The organism is Gluconobacter sp. OJA (genome assembly GCF_039638325.1).
Lineage (GTDB): Bacteria > Pseudomonadota > Alphaproteobacteria > Acetobacterales > Acetobacteraceae > Gluconobacter > Gluconobacter cerinus.
In genome coordinates, this window is sequence record NZ_JBDIWI010000004.1 from 19,500 (window position 1) to 39,559 (window position 20,060).

Below are 20,060 nucleotides of genomic sequence, written 5' to 3' on the forward strand. Positions count from 1 at the left end.
TCACTGTGAGATGGGCTTCTCTTCCTCATTCAGACGCCATAGTGCCGGGCCATTCTGCGACTTAACTCCGCCGCTCAGAAAAAAATCAGTCTGGCGTGAGCCTTCTTTTCTCTTCTCTGCGCGCCCGGAGCTTTGCCCGGATGTGTTCCAGAGACTGGCGACCCTCAGCAGAAATGTTCGTATGCGGGTCCGCGTTTCTGGAGGACGGTGACGTTACGGCGGCCGAAATGGCGGGCACCTGTGGCGTGGCGGCAGGTGGCGGCGCGACGGGTCTTTCTTCGCGTTCCGCGTAATACTCTTCCACAGCGGCAGGCCGCCAGTCTGCCGGGGTTCGGCTCGGCGGTTCTGGCGTCTGATCGGGTGCGTCGTTTGCCGGTTTTCCGACTGTGATTTTCTCTCGCTCGCTCTTGAGGCGTGACCACATTTTTCTGATGGCCCCAAGTCCAACCGGAGAGAGTTCGACCTCCACACCATCCTTTTTCGCGGCTTCGGCGATCATCTCCCAGGTGGCGATTTTCGCCTCGCGAAGTTCAGACACGATGTCCTGATTTTTTCTGAGCCACTGATAGACGGCTTTCGAGTGCGGTTGAGCAGGGCGTGTCTTGTGTGCCTCCTGAATCTCTCTCAGTGCTTTGGACATGATCACTTTCGCCCCCGCTTTGTGTCCGTTCTGGACACACCTCGCACTCTGAACCGTTTTCACGGCCTCTGGTGCGTCGGACCTCTTTTGCAGGCGAGGCATCTCCGTGTCAAGTTCGAGGCATCATGGAAGCATCTACGAGGCGTCTCCGAAGCCATTTCGAGGCTAGTGCGAAGCGACTACGAGGCATGATTGAGAATTGACGAGGCAACTATGAGGCAAAGAAAAGAGCTTCTTCATAGACCATTGCACCGTTGGTGCGGACGGCTCCGCCGTGCGGGCTTGGAAGGGCGTCGGAACTAACGACGCCCTTTGCTGTCTCCAAAGCGCGCAAGGCCGGTTATTTCAGGCATCTTAGTCGCAGACTGGCCCGGCACCATGGCAGCCGAAAGAGGAAGAGAAGCCCACCTCACAGTGAGGGGCCTGCCTCATCAGGAGCCGACCATCCATGACCAAGGACACGGATACCGAAGCGGGATTTGTCGCTGCAGAGCCAGTTCATGATGCTGCCCGTACCACCGAGTTTATGTTTCAAAACCACTGTTTGGAGGGCGTGGTTCACGAAGGTAAACTCTGGCTCCGGGCGAGCCAGGTTTGCATGGTACTGGGGCTCTCGAATTCACGCGATGCAATGCTGCGGCTGGATGATGACGAGCACACTTCAATGAAGATGATGACCCATGGAGGTTTGCAGACGGTCAACGCGGTCAGCAGAAGTGGTGCCCTTCACCTCACCTTTGTCTCTCGCTGTCCTCATGCGAAGGCCTTCCGTCGATGGGTTACCGATGCGGTCTTGCCGGAAGTTTTCGAGACAGGCTCCTACCTCGGCAAAGACCGTGCTCGGACCGGTGTTGAGGGAGCCGAGATGATGCGGCTTCGAGAGAGGCTCCGACTGCCAGGCCGGTATATGGTTCTGAACCTGCCGGGTCGGCCTCTTCACATCGAAGCGCGAGATCTGGACGAAATCCTTGTCGAGGTTGATCAGGCCGATGTGCAGGCGTTGGTGAGTTCTGCCCAACTGGTCGGCTCCTTGTGGCGGAACTTCCGAACAGAGGACGTCATCCTGAACAAGGCCGTGACAGAAAATTCCTGCGGCCAGCAGCTTGATCAGGCCATCTCTCTGAGCACTCGACTGGCGCAATGGGTCACGCAGGCGGCCATCACCGCACAGAGGGAGAGGGAACGGCCTGACGCCCTGACGAAATGATCTCAGTCGCATGAGGGCTTTCTATCCTGCCCTCATGACAGATCAGACCCAGACCCCCGACCGCGCTCCCGAGACCGATGTTTCGGATCGGGAGCTTCTTCAACATCTTCTCTCGCGCTCTGACGAGCAGGGAGAAGAGATCCGGTTCATCAGCGAAAAGCTGAGTATCCTGATTGAGCTTCTGACCCCCTCGGAGAAGGGGGACGGCCCGACACTGGACGACATTCTTGCGCGTCTGGTCGAGCTGATGAAGGATCAGGAGCCGGTCATCAGGCGCATCGACCATACGACCGCCCGCAACAACGATCTGCTTGAAGGCCGCAAGGTTCGCCCGAAAGCAGAGGACGGCCGCCCGTCATGATGACCTTCCGCAAGATCTCGGCGGAGTGCAACGGCCGGTTCGTGGCCGCCTACTTCACCGAGGGCGCGCCGGATCCGGAGCACGATTTTCGCACGGACACCGGCAAGGTGCCTGACGGCGACGGTCAGCGCCTGACAAACTACTACCTCGGCCGGGATGGCAGGGCGTCGTTCAACCCGGGCATGAGCCAGAAGATGGCCGATGTGCTTGGCGTGGATCGGCGAGCCATGCCCACGACCGAAACACTTGCGGCCCTGTTCGAAGGCAAGCGCGCCGACAATGGCGAGCAATGGTCACAGGCCAAGCGGAAGATCAGCGCCTACGACCTGACCATGGCCCCGCACAAATCGGTCACGCTGGCTGCCGAGTTTGCGCCAACACAGGCCGAAGGGGCCGCGATCTGGAACGCAGTGCAGCGGGCCAATGACGCGACCATGCAGTATGTGGCCCGTGAGCTGGGCTTTGCCCGACGCGGCCACGGCGGGGAAGACGGAGAAGAGGCCGGGGAAGTCGCCTGGACGTCCTACCGGCACCGCACGTCTCGCCCGACCCTGACCCTGCATGATGCCGAGACCGATACGACCTATCTGCGTGAGGCCCCGACCGGGGGCGATCCGCACATGCACATCCATAATTCGCTCTACAATGTCGTCGTCACCGACAGCGGCCATGTAGGCTCGCTGGACACAAAGCGCCTGCGATCCCGCGTCCATGAGTTCGGAGCCTTCTTCCAGGCGGAACTGGCGGATGAGCTTCGTAAGCTCGGGATCGCGCAGTCCTATGACGCCAAAGAGCAGGCGACCGTCATTTCCACCGTCCCGCAAGAGGCCTGTGACGCGTTCTCCAGCCGCACGGCCGAGGTGACGCGGGCCGCTCGGGCCTATGCCGAGAAGGAAGGTCACGACTGGAACGCCATGACGGCCGAGCTGAAGAACAAGATGCTCAAGGCCGCCAGTCTGGCACATCGGCAGAAGAAAAATGAGTCCGCCGACGACGCTCAGGCCTGGCGCGAGCGTGCCGCCGAGATCGGGTGGGAGCATCATAGCGTTCTCGATACATCCGAGGCTCCTGCACTATCGGTCGCGGAGCGACACGAGCAGGCCTATGCGTTTGCGGCCAAACATCTTGGCAAGGAGTTCGAGACGGCTGCCGTGCTCGATCACGACAAACTGCGGATGTACGCGGCACGCGGCCTCATCGGTGCGGGGATCTCAGGTGGCATTGAGGACATTGACCAGGTCGTCAAACTGATCGAGGACAAGGGCCTTGAGGTCCGGGGCGAACAGGTCAGCCTCGTGTCCTGCGTGAAGAACGATCGGGTCCGCGTGACCAATACGGCCCAGATCCGGGTCGAGGAGACGCTCGCCAAAGAAGCCGTGCGGGCCTCGGCGGATCGCAGCGCTTCCCTTTCGGATGCCCAACTCACAGAGGCCATCGAGCGCTGCGACCTTGATTTCGACAACGAGCACGGCCAGTCCCAGAAGGCAGCGATTTATGCTCTGGGGAAGGCCGGAAAGATCTCGATGCTCACGGGCGTTGCCGGCTCTGGCAAGACAACGCTGCTTCAGCCGCTCGTGGATGCCTGGAAGCGCGACACCCGGTTTTCGGAGAAGGGCCGTGAGATGATCGGCCTTGCGACGGCCTGGCGTCAGGCCGATGCGCTTGGCGATGCCGGCATTCATCAGCGCTACGCCATGATGCCGTTCCTCAGCCGCCTTGAGAAAGGCGAGCAGACCGTGGACGAGAACACGGTGCTGGTCATTGACGAGGTCGGGCAGATCGCGCCGCGTCAGATGCTTCAGCTTCTGGAGCTGCAACGCGCGAGCGGCTGTACCATCAAGGCCTTGGGTGATCGGGAGCAGGCACAGTCCATTGAGGCCGGTGATACCGTCGAGATCCTGCGCAGGGTTCTAGCCAAGGAGGATATGCCGGAGCTGCTGTCCACGGTCCGCCAGACGACCGCCCGCAATCGTGAGATTGCCGGACTGTTCCGTGGCGAGAAACCCGATGCGGATGCGCTGGAAGCGCTTCGACCCAAAGGGAAAGCAGCCTACGCCAACCGGGACGAGGAAAACTCGGACGATCCCCGCAATGCCTTTCACCTCGAAGAGGTGCGCCGCGCGATCGACATGAAGCGGGAGGATGGCACGATCCGGCTGGTCGGCGGCGATCAGGACGAAGTGCTGCAACAGATTGCCGAGCTGTATGTCACACGCCGCGACGCTCTGGCCGCGTCCGGTTCAACGCGTGGCATCAGCATGTCGGTCCTGACCAATCAGGACGCGGCCGATCTCAGCCGCGCCGTCCGAAGGATCCTGCAAGAGCGTGGGGAGATCTCCCGCGATGAGGTCAAGCTCGATGCGGTCGATCAGCGCGGCGAGGCCTATGAGCTTCAGGTGGCGGCCGGAGACAGACTGCGTCTGTTTCGGCGCACCTGGGGGGCGGTCGAAGGGAAGGGAACCACGGTTGGTAACAACGGCGATGTCGTGGAGGTTGTCTCTCACGGCAAGGACGGCCTGCGCGTCCGGATGAAGGATGGTCGGGAGGCAGATGTTGAGTGGCGTCGGCTGAAGGACCACAAGACCGGCCGGATCCTGCTTGGTTTCGGTCATGCCATGACCATTGACGCCGCCCAGGGCCTCACCTCAGACGAGCATATCAACGCGCTTCCACGAGGTGTCGCGACCGCAACCGGGTTCACGTCCTACGTGGCGGAGAGCCGGGCCAAGGGCACGACCTGGACCATGATCTCGGACGGCGCCACGTTCGAGGCCGTGCGTAATGGCCGGGCGCTAGGCGACACGACGGAGATCACCAGCGACGATCTGTGGAACCATGTGGCCAAGGGCATGTCCAACAAGCCTTATAAGGCGCTTGGCATGGATCTGCCTTTTACGTCGCAGGAGGAACGGGAGAAGCACGTTCAGGAACTGATCCGCCTCGGTAAGATGCAGGAGGAGATGGCGCAGGAGGATCGGGATTATGGGCGCGAGGTGGCCAACCGCGTGCAGGCGATTACATTTGAGAAGACCGCTGCGCCTAAATTGAAGGAATTGGACAAGCAGATTGAGCAGCTTTTAATTCAAGCCGGTCCCTCAGTACCAAATATCGAACAAGAACTGCGCACGAGAAGAGCAAAAATTGTAAATGCGAGGTTCCCAGACATTTTATAATATTAACATGAAAATTATATAAATTCCGATATTTTTATACGGATTTTTCTATCTTCGGTCTCGTATCTTCTTCTTTGCTATTATTATTTCGTCTTTCCATATTGACTCGTAATGTTCAGAAAATAGAAAGCTTTTCACATTTAAATCGGAGAAAATACGAGACGCTCGCGGTATTATGGAATGTTCAAATTTCCCTTTATAGATGATTCTATCCATACAGTTTTTTATTCCTATTATTCCAATTGCCTGACAAGCATATTCGAATTCGTTGGAAGATAGAACAGAGAACGGGTATTTATCTAAATATTCAACATTAATATGTTCAACTTTCATCTTTTCAGTAACTGCAAGAAAGAGCCTTTGAGATAGATACGGATTAACGAAATACCAATCTTCCATAGTTATTATCATTGAATAAGAAGGGAGATCATTGACATTGAAATTTGTGAGGCCGTTATATATATCTTTTATATTTTTATAATTTTGAACGATGGCTTCAGCTAGTATTTTTATATCCTTATCCATGTGTTGAGGGTCTATAGTTGTTTTTGATTGTAAAGTTAATCTTTTGGTCTTCGTTTCGATAAATAAGTTTGCTGATGTATCGGACAAAATCCAGTCTACTCCATGTCTGGGACTCTTATTTACTGTATATGGCTTTATTTTTGTGACAGAAAACCGCTCTTTATCACAAGCTGTATTTATAATTTCCCCAACGAAATTTTCAAAAGAGGATCCAAAAGAATTGGTAAAACGTTCATTGTTAACGAGATCATAAAAAATACCGGACGTTGATCTTCTTAGTAAATACATAGGTATCGGACAAATTACGTGGTTCCGTTTTTGTGAATCTAAAATAATTAAAGGATTTGAGATTAGAGGATTCCACGTATATGCCCAGTTCTCGTTGTATTGTTGAGTTAAACGCAGCTTTTCTTTTAGGTCTTTTAGTGAGATTATTATTTTTTCGAATATCCGACAAGACTGTTCTTGATTTATTGAAAAACGATCAAAGTTGGTTGATGTGTCAAAGTAAATGTTTCTAGATATCATAGATTTTAAAATTATCATTAGGAGTAATATTTTTTCAATTCCGAGGCCGTATTCCTCTTCAATCAATTCTCTTAAAGTTTCTTTTCCAAAAACCATGCTGGCTTTCGTAATTGATAGTCCTTCAGGGTCGTTTTGCCATATAATTTGCCTGTGAATAATACGGTCAAGTTCTAAATTATCGAACTTATTATTTATTGATCCAACGGTCGCCGCTAAATTTTCTATTTCTCGCAGCATTTCTATCGCTTTAAAGAAATGATTCCAAACACTGAGAGTCTTAGTGCCATAGGTATTGCCGTTTAATATCACCTCGCGAATTAAAATTTCTATTTCCCATGAATGGATATGCTTTTTCATTAGGGAAATATTACTTCTATGCCACGAGCAAAAATATGACGGAAGAGCGGTGTCTTCTTGTAAGAAAAGCAATATGTGCTTCAGAGCATTTAGGCTGTCGACGATCTCGAAGTTACGGATATAGTTCCTGAATGGCTTATACTGTTCGTAAAAATCCATTATTATCCTCGATTTGATGATATAGGATGATATATTTATTGTTCTTGCTTAGCAAAAATATTGCTATGTTTTTGAGATGGCATCACTCAGTCTACGAAGATCGACTATCTTATTACAAATTTATCAAAGATCATCAACATGGACGCTCTGTTCCAAAGTTAAGATTATTCCCGATACCAGCGAAGCCTAAGTGGAATCAGACTGTAATCACTGGTTCTGGTATACCCACCGCCGCGCTTTAGCGTTACGTAGGATGCACGGCACGTCGTGCCATGCATAAGCGGGTGACGGTGGACATAGTGTAGAACGCGTTTTTGGCTCCATGCCTATGCCTATGCCTATGCCTATGCCTATGCCTATGCCTGATAGACACTATAAGTCACGCCTTAAGTCTGTCACCAAGCGTCTTGGATGCAGCCAAGATTTCTCTTTCGCTCGCCCCTTTGGCGCCAGCCGTGTTGGCCGGAAGAGCCCTAAGCTGATCGCGCGTCGCCAGAACCAGCACAGCACGCCGGCGAGGCGTCCGCCCTGTCCTGCTTCCCACGAGGCGCTCCAGTTGTTCAACCTTCCCCAGAAAGGCCCCGTCCATGGGCTGAGACGGCACAAGGCTTTCATCCTTGTTGTCATCGCGATGGTAGCGGGCCCAAGCCAGCATCCCTGCAAACGGCGTGCTTCCGTCCGCCTGTCCCTGTGTCGTCGCAGTCCGCAGGTACGATGCGATTTCCGTCAGGTTCGTGCTGACATCGCCCATCAGGGCCAGATCGTCCCGGTGATTTTTATTCGCGATCTTGCCGATCAGGGCCTTGACCTCTGGCGGGAGGTCCGAGCCAGAGGTCTCGATCTGGAAGTCGCCGTTTTCCAGCGTCTCGACAACGCCCCAGGTCTCGGCGTCCGGATCTACACCATGGCCCGACTTGGGAGAGGGGAGCATGACCGGACGGGCGCGTCGGACCTCGCCGGAGCGTCCATTGATGTCGGCAAAGAAGGTCTTGGAATGAATGACGCGGCCGCCGAACATCGTCACGGCCTCACCTTCGATCAGGCTTTGCAGATCATTCCAGGGCAGGCGGGAGACTTCGCGGACCTCAGCCCCTGAGCCGTTGTAATAGCCGTAGCCATCATTCTCCACGCGGGTTGCCTGTGTCACCTCAACCTTGTCGGCCTGCTGTTCCAGCCATTCGCGCGTCTTCATGGCATCCTGAAGCCGCAGTGCATGGGTCAGGTTCGCGTTGCCGAGAAGGGAGAAGGCCTTTTCGCCAATCCGGGCCGTCAGGCCGGGAAGATCCTGAAACGAGATCCAGAACATGCAGTTCAGGCCACGGCCCATGGCGAGCATCCGGTCCATGCCGTCCGTGACATAGGCGGCCAGCTCGTCAAAGAAGATCTGGAATGGCGCATCACCAGCTCCGGCCTTCAGCTTGAACACTTCGCTCGCAGAGCCATGCAGCTTTGCCCCGAGGAGCTGGGCCATGACACCGCGCAAAGAGGCCACGACGATCTTGCCCAGGCCCGCCAGACTGTCTGATGAGTTTTCCAGCGAGGGCAGGATGACGATCAGGATGCGGCGGTTCAGGACCACATCGCGCATGATGATGTCGGCCGTCTCGGCACTGAAGATATGTCCAAGGCTCACGCCAAGCTGGGTGAAGACGCGCGAGAAATACATCTTGGCATAGCCGTGCTGCTCGGACGGCTTGTTTTCTTTCTGGGCGTTCCACTCCAGAGAGGAATCATATCCGGGCAGTTCACCGAGATAGGCCTGAAGCGGCCACAGCACATCGTCCGGAATATCCTCGACCCTGCGCTCGATGGCCTGATTGGAGCCGGGATTGCGAATGAGAAAGACCTTATGCCGGGCAAGGGTGCCGATCCAGCGCAGGTCGGTCGCATAGCGGATCGCGTCGATATTGATGGGGATGCCGTGCGTGTCGCGCATCCAGACGAGGGCCGGAACCACTGTGCCGATGAGGCCGACAGCGCGGTCGCGGAAGACGCCATTGGAATCATTGGCCGACTGTTCGCCAAGCTGGCTGACCAGCATTTCGCGGATGGCGTCCGCATTCCCGGTGGCAAATGGATTGAATGTGTTGGAATCCCGAGTGCCAGAGGCGGCGAGGAAGTTCAGCGCCAGCACCTGGTCATCGAGCCCGAACCGCCGTGCAAGGGCCAGCACATCGCCGTAAACCGTGTTGTCGCCCTTGGCGTCCACAAGGATGCAGCCCGAGCCATGGGCCAGGGCGTTCGTCATCAGGGAGACAATGGCCGTGGTCTTACCGGATCCGGTGGTACCCGGAATGGCCGCGTGCTGACGGGCTGCGTCCGAGGACATCCAAAGCTGGCGTCGGGTGCGGGCTTCCGTACCGAGATAGAGAATGCCGTTGGCCTGACGGGCCTTGCGATCTTTGGGGTTGAGATCGTTCGCATCCTTCAGCCCGCTGTAACGCGGCATGTGGAGCGGGAGGCGCTCAGGACGGAGCACCACCCAGGCCGCGACGGCCGGGGCCGCGAGAATCAGCGCGCCATCTATCGCGGGCACGAACCAGCCCAGGCCAACACCGACCAGTCCAAGCCATCCGGCCAGAGGGGAACGCAGCTCTTCCTTCGTCTTTGTCCAGAACGGGCGGGTATCGCGGTATGTCTTTCCCCGCTCGACCTGCTGATGGCCAAGCGGTGCACCAATCTTGCGAGCCGTCATGGTTTCAGTTCTCCAGCCCGAATGGCGAACCGGCCTGTGCCGGCGCGGGTGCCGGGGACGGCATTTCCAGATGCGCGGGCTGGTGCAGCGCCTTCAGAATCTGCTGTGGTGCCGTGGGTGCCGCAGCTTGCGGCTGAGTCTCCAGCGGGCCGCTGGAGGGCAACGGCGGAAGAGGTGCGGATTCCGGCATGGTAGGTGCCGACGCGTGCAGGCCGCCAAAGGTGTACAACAGACCTGCGCAGACGACGGCTGTTGCGGCAACCGGCAGGAAGCGGCGGATCCGGCCAGGCGCGGCGGTCTGCGCTCCAGCCGGGGCGATCTCGGCCTGAGCGGCCGCGAGCGGCAGGGCTTGCGGAAAATGGAGATGGATCGGGGCCGTGTTTCCCTCCTCGATGTCAAGCGTGAGGGGAGCGTTCTGGCCGTGCTGGAGAATGATGCGGGTCATGAAACTGTCTTCCAAGTGGAGCGGAGCGTGGAGAGGGCGCGATCAAGCACCGGGATGTAGAGGGGGCGACGCAGACGCTGTTCCTCGGACCAGTGGGCACGGGCGCCAGCGGCTTCGATCCGGGGATTGGGATGCACGTCTTCGTTCGGGTTTTCACTGGGGTAGCCCAGAGAGTGCAGGGCATACCAAAGCGTCCGGTCGATCAGCTTGACGATGGCGAAGGCGGGCGGCGCCAGCACACCAGCCTCAAAGCGGGCATCGCACAGAAGCGTCATAAGGGCGGTCGTGGTCCAGCCGTGACGGTCGCAGCTCTGCGCGATCGTGGCCTGCACATCGGGATCTGCAAGGAAGTCCTGCGCGTTCTTCAGGACCTCTGCGGGCACCTTCAGGCTGACCTTCGGGCCGGTATCGCCATCAAGTCCTGCGTCAGCCAGACCTTCTGACAGTTGCCCGAGCAGGGTCATGGCCTCATCGCGACGCTTGAGTTTGTGCAGCGCAAAGGCCGCAAAGAGCACCTGGGCCGCAGGTGGGGCCGCGCCCGGACCGGCCGTTGTGTAGTGCGGGCCGAGCTGACGCTCGAAGGCCTCCTGCGCGCAGACCTCGCTGAAACTACCATCGGCGGCCGTGGCAAAGCGGCTGCGCCATTCGTCAGCCGTCAGGGCCGGGTCGGCCGGAAGAGGTGCCCCGGTGGACGGCGCAACAAGCCGGGTGATGCGGCGCTTGGCGAACCCGCGCAGGGTCGGAAACATTTTTGCCTGCACGGCAATCAGGCCTTCGAGATCGAGGACAGCCCGCAGCGCCTTGTTCTCCCCGAAGAAGAGACACAGACCTGCGCAGATCCCCCCGACCAGGACTGCAACCCACCGGAGCTGCAGACCGACGATGGACAGGCCGTAATAGAGCTGGATCAGGCGAATGGACGCCGGATGGTGCAGGGCTTGGTGAAGCTGGAGGTTCAGACGCGCAAGGTCAGGCGTAGGCGACAGGATGCCGATCTGCCAGATCAGGGCCTTGCAGTAAAAACGGCTGATCTCGGTGTGGAAGGTTGACCAGACCATATAGGCCAGGACAACCATGCCCATCAGCGCAACACCGGCCAGCATCAGGGTGAGTTCTCCTGACGAGCGCGAGCCTGAGGACCGCGAAGCTGTGCCACTCATGCCGGGTCTCCTTGATGGCTGGTTCGGATCAGGGTCTGGGAAATCTCGTAAAAGCGCTTGAGATAGGCCGTGCCAAAGCGGGGCGTGTGGGAGTGATAGCCCGCGACGGCCTGCCAGAGATCACCCCGGGCCTTGGTCATTTCCTGCCCGAGGATCCAGCCGCCTGCCTCAAGATTGGCGCAGGAATTGTTCCGCAAGGCCGCATAGGCGCGGGACGGGGTGGTGTGCCAGTGCCGCGCGATCTCAGGGACGTGAATCGTATTGACCTGCATGGGGCCAAGATCGGACGTCCCGTTCGTATTCTGCACGGCCTGTCCGGGATGACCGCCTTCGACATAGAGCAGGACCAGCATGACGCCTGCTGGCACATGCGCGTTATGGGCTGACTCTTTGAGGCAGGCCACGATCTGGCGTCCGCCATCGTCCTCGGCCGAGGCAGCCGGGGCTGCCATGAGAGCCGCGAGGGCCAGTGGAAAGAAAATCAGGGTTTTCATGCGGCTTGCTCCTTCTGGACAGAGACCGGCTGAAGACGCGCCATGCTCGCCTGCCAGAGGCCGTTCAGATCGCACAGGTTGATCTGCCCGTTCTGAACCGGGAGCGCGTCCAGCACATCGAGCAGGCAAAGCAGGACCGTCACGACAGACTGCGCGTCGTGGTCGAGGACGGTCACGCCGAGGGCGGCTTCAGGATCATCGACCAGCTTCAGCCCAAAGCCGTGCCGCGTCATTTCAAACCACAGCGCCTCGGCGGTGATCAGGAACGCTGGCAGGAAACCGCTGCTGGACGCCGCGACCGTGCTGGCGCAAGGGGTTGAGTTGGTGGCATCGCTCAGAATGACGCCGAGGCCCTTCCGGTCGATGGCCCGGACCAGAACGTCTGACAGGAGCGTGAGGGCAGGAGACGGTGTCATCCGTAGCGCCTCCGTTTCCAGGTCGGCCGACCGGACCGGACGGGGCCGGTGATGAGGCGACGGACAGTTCTGAGGGCAGCGGGCAGTGTCAGGCCAAAGAAGCTGATCGTTGCAAACAGGGCGGTGCCCAGAACGCCGATATACAGCGTCGTCCAGCTCCAGTACGTGACCGTCACAAGGAGCGGGAGACAGGCCCGGCCATCAAGGATGGCCAGGCGGACAGGTTGTGCGGTTGCGCGCCACATCAGGCGTCTCTCCTCCAGGCGTCGTTGGCGGTCTTTTCAGTAATCACCCCCTCTTCCAGGGCTTTGCGGATGGCTACGGCGTAGCTCTGGCCGTCGCTCTCGATGGCCTGCGCCACAAGGTCGGGCCAAAGCTCGCTTTCGGTTCGCATAAGCTGACGGCGCAGATCCTGATGAAAGGTCAGGAACTCGCGCACAGCCACACGGCCCCCGCCGACCCGTTCCAGAAGACGCTGGTTGATGACAAAGCGCAGGGACTGCGCCAGCGCGCTCACGAGGTTGTCGCGTTCAGCCCGTGGGCACAGCGCAATGGCACGCTGGATCATGAGCGGGCCGTTATCAGCATGAATGGTGGTCGAGAGTTTCCCGCCCGTAATGGCGCAGTTGATGGCCGCTTCCATGGTGGGGCCGTCACGACATTCGCCAAGGACCAGATCCGAGTTTTCACGGCGCATGGAGCCCTCGACAAACAGGGGCGGTGTCAGATTGGGCGGACGGATCTCTGTCTGGGTGATCCTGTTGCCGTTGGGCGGCTTGAGGCTATCGAAAAGGAACTCGATCGGCTGCTCGCCTGTGGAAATGTTGCACGAGACGGTCGGATCCATCAGCCGCTCATGGATCAGCCCGAACTGTAGCGTGGTCTTGCCCGAACCCGTCGATCCTCCCGTGAGCACCATGCCGCTTCTGAGCAGGTTGGTGTCGCGGATCTCCTGCTCGACCCGCTGCTTATCCAGACTGGGCGGAAGGGTCGGGATGGGCCGAAAGACCAGATTCTTGCCTGGGCCGCGCATGGTCTGCACGGGAAAGATGTTGATACGAAAGCGCAGGGACTCACGGCGGTTGAGCGTGACGCTATAGGCCGTATCGAGCTGAAGGCTGATCAGGACACGCGCCGAGCCGTCCGCGCCATAGACGTGATCCACGATCTGCTTGAGATCCAGCGATGTCGTGGGGTCCATGGTGGCGTAGCGGTTGCGGCCATGAACCGTCAGCGTGGCGCGATGACCGGTCAACAGGTCAATCCGCGACGCGCCGAGGCCATGCGCCCATTTCAGGAAGTCATCGAGACCGGGCGCATGTTTCCGGGCTTCAGCAACCCAGGGGTATTCTCGCTTCGCCCGTTCGTGTGCCCAGGTTTCGGTGTCGCGCAGTTTGAGGACGGCGCTCATCGGCAGTCCTCCGGATAGGCGACGCGGGTGCGGGCCTGGAGGCCGGGCTGTCCGGTGATCCGGATGACGCGGTCGCCGAGATGCAGACTGTCGCCGCCGCCCACGGCCTGACGGTTCTCGAACACCACGCGCGGTTCTTCGACACGACCGGCCCGCAGAAGCACGCGGTAGCGGGCCATGCCGGTGATGTCGCGCTGAAGACGCGAGAGATCGGACAGGTAGATCTCATCTGCCACCTTTTCTCCGGAGGCCCAGCCTTCAGCCACCCAGTCGTTCCAGTGCCGCACTTCCTTGTCGGTATGCGGCAGAGCGGATGAGGCCGGATGACGCGGCTTGTTCCAGGACCGCACGAGATAGGTCCGCCAGTTCGGCGCGGCAGAGGTGAGCTGCGCCTCACGGGTAATCTCGAAGACGCAGCGGCTTTCATGGGCGATGGTGCCGGTATCGTTCAGCGCAAACGCCATCTGCGCCTGGCTCACGATCGGGGGCTGCATCAGCGTCTGGCCGTCACCCACCGGCAGGACGAAGGGGCGAAAATCGAACGTCGTGTCGAGGATAGGCTCGTTGTGGCGCAGCATTTCGTTGATGGCGAAAGATCGCGCCGCCTGTCCGCCCTGTGCGCCGTAGGTCAGTGCGGCCTGACGGATCTGCTCGCGTCGGCCCGGCTTGAGATCGTCGCCGGCTTCATCGTTCGGCCGCGCGTCCTGCAAGGCTTCGAGAGACGGCGGGGCCTCGCCGCCTGTGATGCGGTCGAGCTGAAGCGCGCCTGTGACCGGGGTGTTGGCCGGATTGCCTAGGGCTTCATCGTTGGCGTTGACCTGATCCGCTCCTGGCTCAGGTGGGTTTGGCATGGAAACGAGCGTTCCGCTCCGGGCTGGCGGAGGAAGAGAGCTGGTGGACGGCATGATGGTGCCGTTGTCGGCCGCACCTGCGAGGGAGGGGAATGCGAGAAGGGCGGCCGTTGCGAGGCCGCAAAGCAAGGCGCGATCAGCCATGGTACGTCACCGAGATTGCGTGGGAGAGGGGATCGACAGAGACGGTGGCCTGTTCTCCCGCCTGCTCGCCGAGCGTGCGCAGGTGGTCAATCACCGGGGCCACGGCATTGATCTGGACAATCACCTTCCGATGCGGGCCGAACGCGGTCACGCTGTAGCCGATGTCCTTGCCGAGTTTGCGCACCGCAGGCTCAAGCGGGCCTTGCCAGACAAACCAGACCTGTCGCTTGAGGTCAGCCGGAAGGCCGGGATCCGGCGTCATGGGCGGCGGGGTAGGGCGCAACGTGCCGAGCTGGGCCAGATCCGCGTCGGTCGTGGCAATGGCGCGTTGCAGCGCAAGCTCGGGATTGGCCATGCCTGTTGTCGCGACAGGCTCGGGCGGTTTGGTGGCGCAGGCCGAGAGGGCCAGCAGAAGAACGGGTGTCAGAAGGTAGTGGTGTCGCATGGATCCCTCCAGATGTTGGAAGGATCATCGCGGGTCGATCTGCGACTTTCAGAAAAAACTTTACGGCGGTTCATCGCCACTCAGTGATAAGTCTTGTTTACCCCGATGTTTTTTGTGTTGCTTTTGTTGAACATATGTTTGACAGATATTTTTAGTAAGTCGGTCCCATAGAGAAGATACGCGAGTGCCAGTGAGTGCCGCAGAGTAAAGAGAGATCCCGACACGATGCCCCAGATCACTGCAAACACAGCCCATTTCGGAATGCGGCTCGAAGCCGATTTCAAAGAAGAGTCTTTCAGGAAGGTCAAGGAACTCGGAACGACGCCTGCTGACCTGTTTCGGGACGTTCTTGAATATGTCGTCAGAAACAACCGTCTGCCGATCCGCAAGGAAGTCGTGAGCGACGATGACGCCGTTCTTCTTGATCTGGTCAAGAAACGCCTGAAGAACCCGGGGGAAATTATGAGGAACGTGAGCCTTGACGATCTACTCTCTGGACATCCCGGAAGTCGTAAGGGATGAACTGTACGCTCTGGATTATAGCGTTGCAGAACGGTTTGTAAAAAAACTTCGCAAGATCCTGCACAACCCCCATGTTCCAAAGAACAAGCTACGCGGTTTACCGAACTGTTATAAAATCAAACTGCGTGATGATGGCATCCGGGGCGTTTATCAGGTGCATGATCAGGAGATCAGAGTGCTTTTGATCGCTGTCGGCAAGCGCGACAAAAGTGCAGTTTATGAAACTGCAAAAATCCGATTGTGAAAACAGGGGGGCTCTTGCCCCCTTCTTTTGTCGGTGTGGCCTAAGCCGCCGCCCGTTGTTGCTCATCCATGGCTTCCAGGCGCTCGTACAATCCCCCAGCAATCCCCTGGCCTGACAGGATTTCCTCGACCAGAGCATCCATGACCCCCTGCTGAGCCTGTTCGTCCTGAAGAAACGAGCTTTTCATCGCCAGAGCCTTGCGGCGTGCCAGTTCCTTTTCCGCACTCCCGCCTGGAAACACGATGGCAAGGCACCGCAAAGCGCGACTTGAGGGCATCCGGGCAAAGAGACGCGAGCGCAGCGCTGTATCGTTCGGCGTGCTGGAGAAGGCCCAGAGTTCAATGGGGCCGAGCACATTGACCAGAAGCTGCTCGTATTTTCCTTCGGCCGCGTTCATCACCACGAAGAACGGCGCACCGTTGCGGCCTGGACCGGGCAGGCGGTTGCGGACCACATAGGCGCTGGCAGGCGTGAGCTTGAAGTTCTCGATCATCTCGTTGGCCTCGCGCTCGTCGCCGCATTTCAGGATCCAGCGGGCCGTGGACTGGCCGACGAGATCGGCGCTGAAGTCGCCGCTGCGCTGGCTGATGAACGAAAGCTGGACGTTGTGCTTGCGGCCTTCACGAACGTCCCGGATCGCCTGCTTATCAACCTGCGGGGCCTCCTTGGGACGATGCCATTCTTCGAAATCGAGGCGCTTGATCGTCTCCTTCATCTCGGTGAAGCGGCTGCGATGATACTCCCGCACATTGTCCGGCATGACCGGCAGATCCGCATATTCCGGATGCAGGAAGAAGTTCCGGCCGATCAGGTAACGGCCGAGCATATACATCAGGGCCGTCTGCCGGTTTGCACTCTCTGATCCCTGTGGCGCGACACGGGCCAGGTCCAATACGATAATCCGGGCATCACCGAGATCAAGCTGGGTCGGCTCGGAGAGCGTCGGATATTTCTTAATCGCCGCCATAATATAGCGCTCGAACGCATCAATGAGCGTCTCGTGTGTTGGCAGGATGATCTTGGAATAGCGATTGAAGATCTCCGGCGCGCGGGCCGCGGCAATCAGATCCTGAAGAACCGGAACGGCGTGACGTTGGGCAATCCCCGCCAGACGATGCTCGCCCGCAGCGATCAGGGCCGTCACCACGTCACGCCACCAGGTCGGATCCGCGCTGTCGAGATCGCCTTCGGCCGCAGCATGGTGCGGGAGCTGGAGGCCGAGGTGGTGGATGGCCTCATCCACACTGGGTTCGATGCCCTCGCGGTAGTGCTTCGGATTGCCGCCGGCAACACCCGTGCACTGACGATAGGCCTCCGCAATCACGTCACCGACGAGCTGATCCATGCCCTCGAACGGGTTGCCATCCAGCGGCGTGGCCAAGAGCGACACGAAGTTGTCGATGGCGACCTCTTCAAGCGGCAGCGGATATTCCAGGCCCACCTGAAGGTCGAAGATATTGACCTCAAAGCCGGGCGCCATCTGCATTTCCACGAAGATGGCCTCATGGGCACGATCCGGCCCGAGCGCGTTGCGGACCATTTCGATAAAGCCGAGAGACGCATGGCCGATGTCCAGCTTCGCCAGCAGCGGCAGCTTGACGCCATTATTGCCCATGGCCGCAGAACTCAGGAGCAGGCCGAGAAGAATGGTGTTTCCGAGCACGGTCTTACCGCTGCCTGGAGGGGCGACGATAATATCCGCGATATGTTCACGGACACCGCCGCCAGTCGGATCGAACGGCCAGATCCCGCCATCGGGCTTGCGAAAGAGGATGGAACCTTGCGGGAAGGGGGAGGCGCTTCGCATCCACGGCATCATGCCCATGGCATCCCCCAGAGGCGCAAGAGCCGGGGTGGCCGTGGAACCCAGAGAAAGCACCGGCACCGACCCCATGGCGGCCTCAAGCGGGTCGCCCGGAACACGGGTGGTCTTGCAGCCGCCCCAGCTTTCGAGGCCCTGAGATAAATCGGCCGCACGGCGACGCAGCAGCTTGTCTTCGCCGACCGGTGCCCATGTGCTGGCGGTCATCCGCATCCGGACGGAATTATGATTTTCCGTCTCGCGCATACGTTTGATGGCCTGAAAAGCCCGCGTGATGTCTTTGTTACCCGGAAACATACCAAGCATGGTGGCCCCTGTTTCCTTGATAGCGAACGCGGCTTTGCCACCGCCTTCGAGGATCATGGAACTGCGCCAGGGCAGACGCTTGCGGCCCAGAGTGTTGAGCAGTTCCGAGAACGGGCGCGGATCCTCGGGGCCGAGAAGCATGTCCACGGGCGCATAGGTGTAGTCACCGACCGTCACGAGCTGGCCGCCCTGATTTTCGGCATCCGCGTTGAAAATCTGATCGCGCAGGGACGGCCAGAGCAGGTTTTCGGTCTTTTTGCTCTGTTTTTCGTCATCCGGAAGACGCGGCATGACAGGGTCGCCCACCAGCGTGGGCTTCCAGCCGCTTCCGGCCGTCTCTCGGTAGAGCGTTTCACGCGCCAGCGTGATGGATTCATCGGCCCGTAGCAGTGTTGTGGAGATGCCGAGATTTGACATGCTGTCCTGCACACGCGCCACAAACGCATCATGTCGGCCTGCCATGAGTTCGGAGCGCAGTGTGAAGCGCTGACCGCTCCCCGCTTTTGGCCAGGCCTTGACCTGATCTTTCCGCTCCGCCGCCACCTGTTTCTTTTCTTCGCGGGTCAGCACGGCGGGTCGGGTCCACAGGATGTAGCAGGCATCTTCCCACCGCATCACCTGAGGCCACCGCAGGCGGCGCTCATTGATGATGTCGTGGAAGTCGGCATTCATCATGCGCGAAATCTGCTCACACCCGTTGAGTGCCAGCAGATCCACGGCGACGCGGGCCTGATCCGGGTCGGAGATATACCAGCCTTCGATCACATGACCGGTGCCCTCGAGCAGGCCCTGAAGTTCGATGCGCTGCTGTTCGGCGACGGCCTCCACGTCTGCACGCGAGCACATGGTGCGCAGACCATTGACGCGCAGGACAGAGACATACTCGCCCCGGAGTGTCACGAGCCGGTCCTGATGGACGGCGTCCGTATGATTGGTCTCGACATCGCAAAAGGATTCGAGGGGCTGACGAAGGAAGAGGCTCGCGCTGGCAAGCAGTTCGGTCAAAAAGCCAGACATTGGAAACTCCGCGTCAGGATGGGGTGAGAGCAAGGGCCTTGTCGAGAAAGGCCGGATAAACGTCAGCGCCAGCGTCGAGCAGTCTGCCGGTCGGCAGAATACGAAGGCCTGCGCGGAGCAGATCGAGATTGCGTCGGACGGCTTCATCGGCGCTGCCACACAGGCGCATGGCCGTTGTGACCTGACGGATGGAGCCCGATTGCAGCCGGTGCTCGGCTTCAGCGCGCCGACTTTCGAGCAGACGCAGGAGCGTCATGGGCGTGCGGAAGGAGGGGGAAAACTGCGTGCCAAGCAACGGGTCCGGGATAGCCTTGAGGATGGTTTCCCAGAACTGGCGGTCAGACTGACCCTGCTGACGGGCCATCAGGCGGAGCGTCTGATGGGCGGTCCGGGCGAGAAACATCAGGCGCGACTGAGACATCTCGGGCCACCAGACGAGCATGGCTTCGGCGTCGATGGCTGCACGCGATGTGTCCTGAAGAAGATTGCACACCTGGCAGACCCTGAGACCGGCCCCTGAGGAGGGACCGGTCCATGGGAGACCTGCACCGGGCGACGGCAGGCCGCAGCACGCGCAGGTAAACGCGCCATCCGACCCGTCTTTCCCGGGCCGGATCTCCTGGTCGAGACCAGGCTGGAGGAAGAACGGATCGGAGGTCATGTCGGCTTACTGGAACTGGTAGCTCTTGGCGGTATTGCTGATTTCAGCATTCCCGTTGGAGGCCGTGTTTGCAGAGTTGTTGATCCACTTCGGACCCGTTGCCGCCACACCGGCCAGAACGAAGCAGACGACGCCGGCGATTGCCATGCCAGGGCGCTTCGTCTCTTCCTTCTGGGACTTGTAGAACAGCACGATACCCGTCACGAGGGCGACAATGGCCAGAGCGTAAAGGGTTGCGGCAGACCCGACACCGATGGTGTCCGTGCCTTCCTGCGCCATGTTCTGGATCTGATGGCCAAGACCGTTGCTGGAGGCTGTGCCCCCTGCGGCAGCAAGGGCTGTGCCAGCCATCACCATCGGCAGCATGGTTGCTGTTGCAACGGTTGCGCCGATCTTGGTGAGGGCGCGGGAAGAAGACGGGGCTGTCTGGGATGTCATGAGTTGTTTCTCCGCTGTGAGGGACAATCCCCTCTGCCG

Annotated in this window: 19 protein-coding genes; 5 read left to right on the forward strand and 14 right to left on the reverse strand. The window is 59.0% G+C overall.

What is annotated here, in order from left to right; genetic code table 11:
- Nucleotides 1-85: 85 nt before the first annotated feature.
- Complete coding sequence (locus ABDK75_RS15255) at nt 86-640, reverse strand: hypothetical protein (RefSeq protein ID WP_149026844.1); 555 nt, start codon at nt 638-640, stop codon at nt 86-88.
- A gap of 448 nt (nt 641-1,088) precedes the next feature.
- On the opposite strand from ABDK75_RS15255, the gene ABDK75_RS15260 reads away from it, so the two are divergent.
- From ABDK75_RS15260 to mobF, 3 genes are read left to right on the forward strand one after another with little or no spacing between them, the layout of a single operon-like run.
- A complete protein-coding gene (locus ABDK75_RS15260; RefSeq protein ID WP_346006337.1) occupies nt 1,089-1,847 on the forward strand; it encodes a Bro-N domain-containing protein in 759 nt (252 codons plus the stop codon).
- Nucleotides 1,848-1,857: 10 nt separating this feature from the next.
- Nucleotides 1,858-2,208: a hypothetical protein gene (locus ABDK75_RS15265; RefSeq protein WP_346006338.1), complete on the forward strand. Its 351-nt coding sequence runs from the start codon at nt 1,858-1,860 to the stop codon at nt 2,206-2,208.
- Nucleotides 2,205-5,381 (forward strand): MobF family relaxase, encoded by a 3,177-nt coding sequence (gene mobF, locus ABDK75_RS15270; RefSeq protein WP_408874442.1) that lies wholly within the window; start codon nt 2,205-2,207, stop codon nt 5,379-5,381. Before ABDK75_RS15265 ends, mobF begins: the two co-directional genes overlap by 4 nt.
- Nucleotides 5,382-5,429: 48 nt before the next feature.
- Here mobF and ABDK75_RS15275 read toward each other — a convergent pair whose 3' ends face one another.
- The 10 genes from ABDK75_RS15275 to ABDK75_RS15320 all read right to left on the reverse strand — a co-directional run bounded on the left by ABDK75_RS15275 (nt 5,430) and on the right by ABDK75_RS15320 (nt 15,011).
- Nucleotides 5,430-6,791, reverse strand: a complete 1,362-nt coding sequence (locus ABDK75_RS15275; RefSeq protein ID WP_346006340.1) for a hypothetical protein — start codon at nt 6,789-6,791, stop codon at nt 5,430-5,432.
- Between the two features lie 538 nt (nt 6,792-7,329).
- Nucleotides 7,330-9,645, reverse strand: a complete 2,316-nt coding sequence (locus ABDK75_RS15280) for a type IV secretion system DNA-binding domain-containing protein (RefSeq protein WP_346006341.1) — start codon at nt 9,643-9,645, stop codon at nt 7,330-7,332.
- A 4-nt stretch (nt 9,646-9,649) separates the two neighbouring features.
- The gene (locus tag ABDK75_RS15285) at nt 9,650-10,090 is read right to left on the reverse strand and encodes a hypothetical protein (protein WP_346006342.1); all 441 of its coding nucleotides are present in this window, start codon (nt 10,088-10,090) and stop codon (nt 9,650-9,652) included.
- Nucleotides 10,087-11,250 carry a hypothetical protein gene (locus tag ABDK75_RS15290; protein ID WP_346006343.1) on the reverse strand — a complete coding sequence of 388 codons (1,164 nt, stop codon included), beginning with the start codon at nt 11,248-11,250 and terminating at the stop codon, nt 10,087-10,089. The genes ABDK75_RS15285 and ABDK75_RS15290 overlap by 4 nt, the downstream gene beginning before the upstream one ends.
- Complete coding sequence (locus ABDK75_RS15295; protein WP_346006344.1) at nt 11,247-11,744, reverse strand: lytic transglycosylase domain-containing protein; 498 nt, start codon at nt 11,742-11,744, stop codon at nt 11,247-11,249. Before ABDK75_RS15295 ends, ABDK75_RS15290 begins: the two co-directional genes overlap by 4 nt.
- Nucleotides 11,741-12,160, reverse strand: a complete 420-nt coding sequence (locus ABDK75_RS15300) for a hypothetical protein (RefSeq protein WP_346006345.1) — start codon at nt 12,158-12,160, stop codon at nt 11,741-11,743. Before ABDK75_RS15300 ends, ABDK75_RS15295 begins: the two co-directional genes overlap by 4 nt.
- On the reverse strand, nt 12,157-12,405 hold the full coding sequence (gene icmT, locus ABDK75_RS15305) for an IcmT/TraK family protein (RefSeq protein ID WP_064273037.1): 249 nt from the start codon (nt 12,403-12,405) through the stop codon (nt 12,157-12,159). The genes ABDK75_RS15300 and icmT overlap by 4 nt, the downstream gene beginning before the upstream one ends.
- The gene (locus ABDK75_RS15310; protein WP_346006346.1) at nt 12,405-13,571 is read right to left on the reverse strand and encodes an ATPase, T2SS/T4P/T4SS family; all 1,167 of its coding nucleotides are present in this window, start codon (nt 13,569-13,571) and stop codon (nt 12,405-12,407) included. Before ABDK75_RS15310 ends, icmT begins: the two co-directional genes overlap by 1 nt.
- Nucleotides 13,568-14,566 carry a type IV secretory system conjugative DNA transfer family protein gene (locus ABDK75_RS15315; protein ID WP_346006347.1) on the reverse strand — a complete coding sequence of 333 codons (999 nt, stop codon included), beginning with the start codon at nt 14,564-14,566 and terminating at the stop codon, nt 13,568-13,570. Before ABDK75_RS15315 ends, ABDK75_RS15310 begins: the two co-directional genes overlap by 4 nt.
- Nucleotides 14,559-15,011, reverse strand: coding sequence for a DotD/TraH family lipoprotein (locus ABDK75_RS15320; protein WP_346004419.1), 453 nt, complete (start codon nt 15,009-15,011; stop codon nt 14,559-14,561). Before ABDK75_RS15320 ends, ABDK75_RS15315 begins: the two co-directional genes overlap by 8 nt.
- A gap of 225 nt (nt 15,012-15,236) precedes the next feature.
- Here ABDK75_RS15320 and ABDK75_RS15325 point away from each other — a divergent pair, with 225 nt between their 5' ends.
- Together ABDK75_RS15325 and ABDK75_RS15330 are read left to right on the forward strand one after the other, a co-directional pair.
- Nucleotides 15,237-15,533 carry a type II toxin-antitoxin system RelB/DinJ family antitoxin gene (locus tag ABDK75_RS15325; protein WP_077804200.1) on the forward strand — a complete coding sequence of 99 codons (297 nt, stop codon included), beginning with the start codon at nt 15,237-15,239 and terminating at the stop codon, nt 15,531-15,533.
- Nucleotides 15,490-15,777, forward strand: coding sequence for a type II toxin-antitoxin system RelE family toxin (locus ABDK75_RS15330; RefSeq protein ID WP_408874443.1), 288 nt, complete (start codon nt 15,490-15,492; stop codon nt 15,775-15,777). The genes ABDK75_RS15325 and ABDK75_RS15330 overlap by 44 nt, the downstream gene beginning before the upstream one ends.
- Before the next feature lie 40 nt (nt 15,778-15,817).
- Here the strand turns inward: ABDK75_RS15330 and ABDK75_RS15335 are convergent, their stop codons facing one another.
- The 3 genes from ABDK75_RS15335 to ABDK75_RS15345 are packed head-to-tail and all read right to left on the reverse strand — an operon-like array spanning nt 15,818 to nt 20,021.
- Complete coding sequence (locus tag ABDK75_RS15335) at nt 15,818-18,922, reverse strand: ATP-binding protein (RefSeq protein WP_346004420.1); 3,105 nt, start codon at nt 18,920-18,922, stop codon at nt 15,818-15,820.
- Nucleotides 18,923-18,935: 13 nt separating this feature from the next.
- A complete protein-coding gene (locus ABDK75_RS15340; RefSeq protein ID WP_346006348.1) occupies nt 18,936-19,583 on the reverse strand; it encodes a hypothetical protein in 648 nt (215 codons plus the stop codon).
- Nucleotides 19,584-19,589: 6 nt separating this feature from the next.
- Nucleotides 19,590-20,021, reverse strand: coding sequence for a hypothetical protein (locus ABDK75_RS15345; RefSeq protein WP_099213461.1), 432 nt, complete (start codon nt 20,019-20,021; stop codon nt 19,590-19,592).
- Nucleotides 20,022-20,060 lie beyond the last annotated feature (39 nt).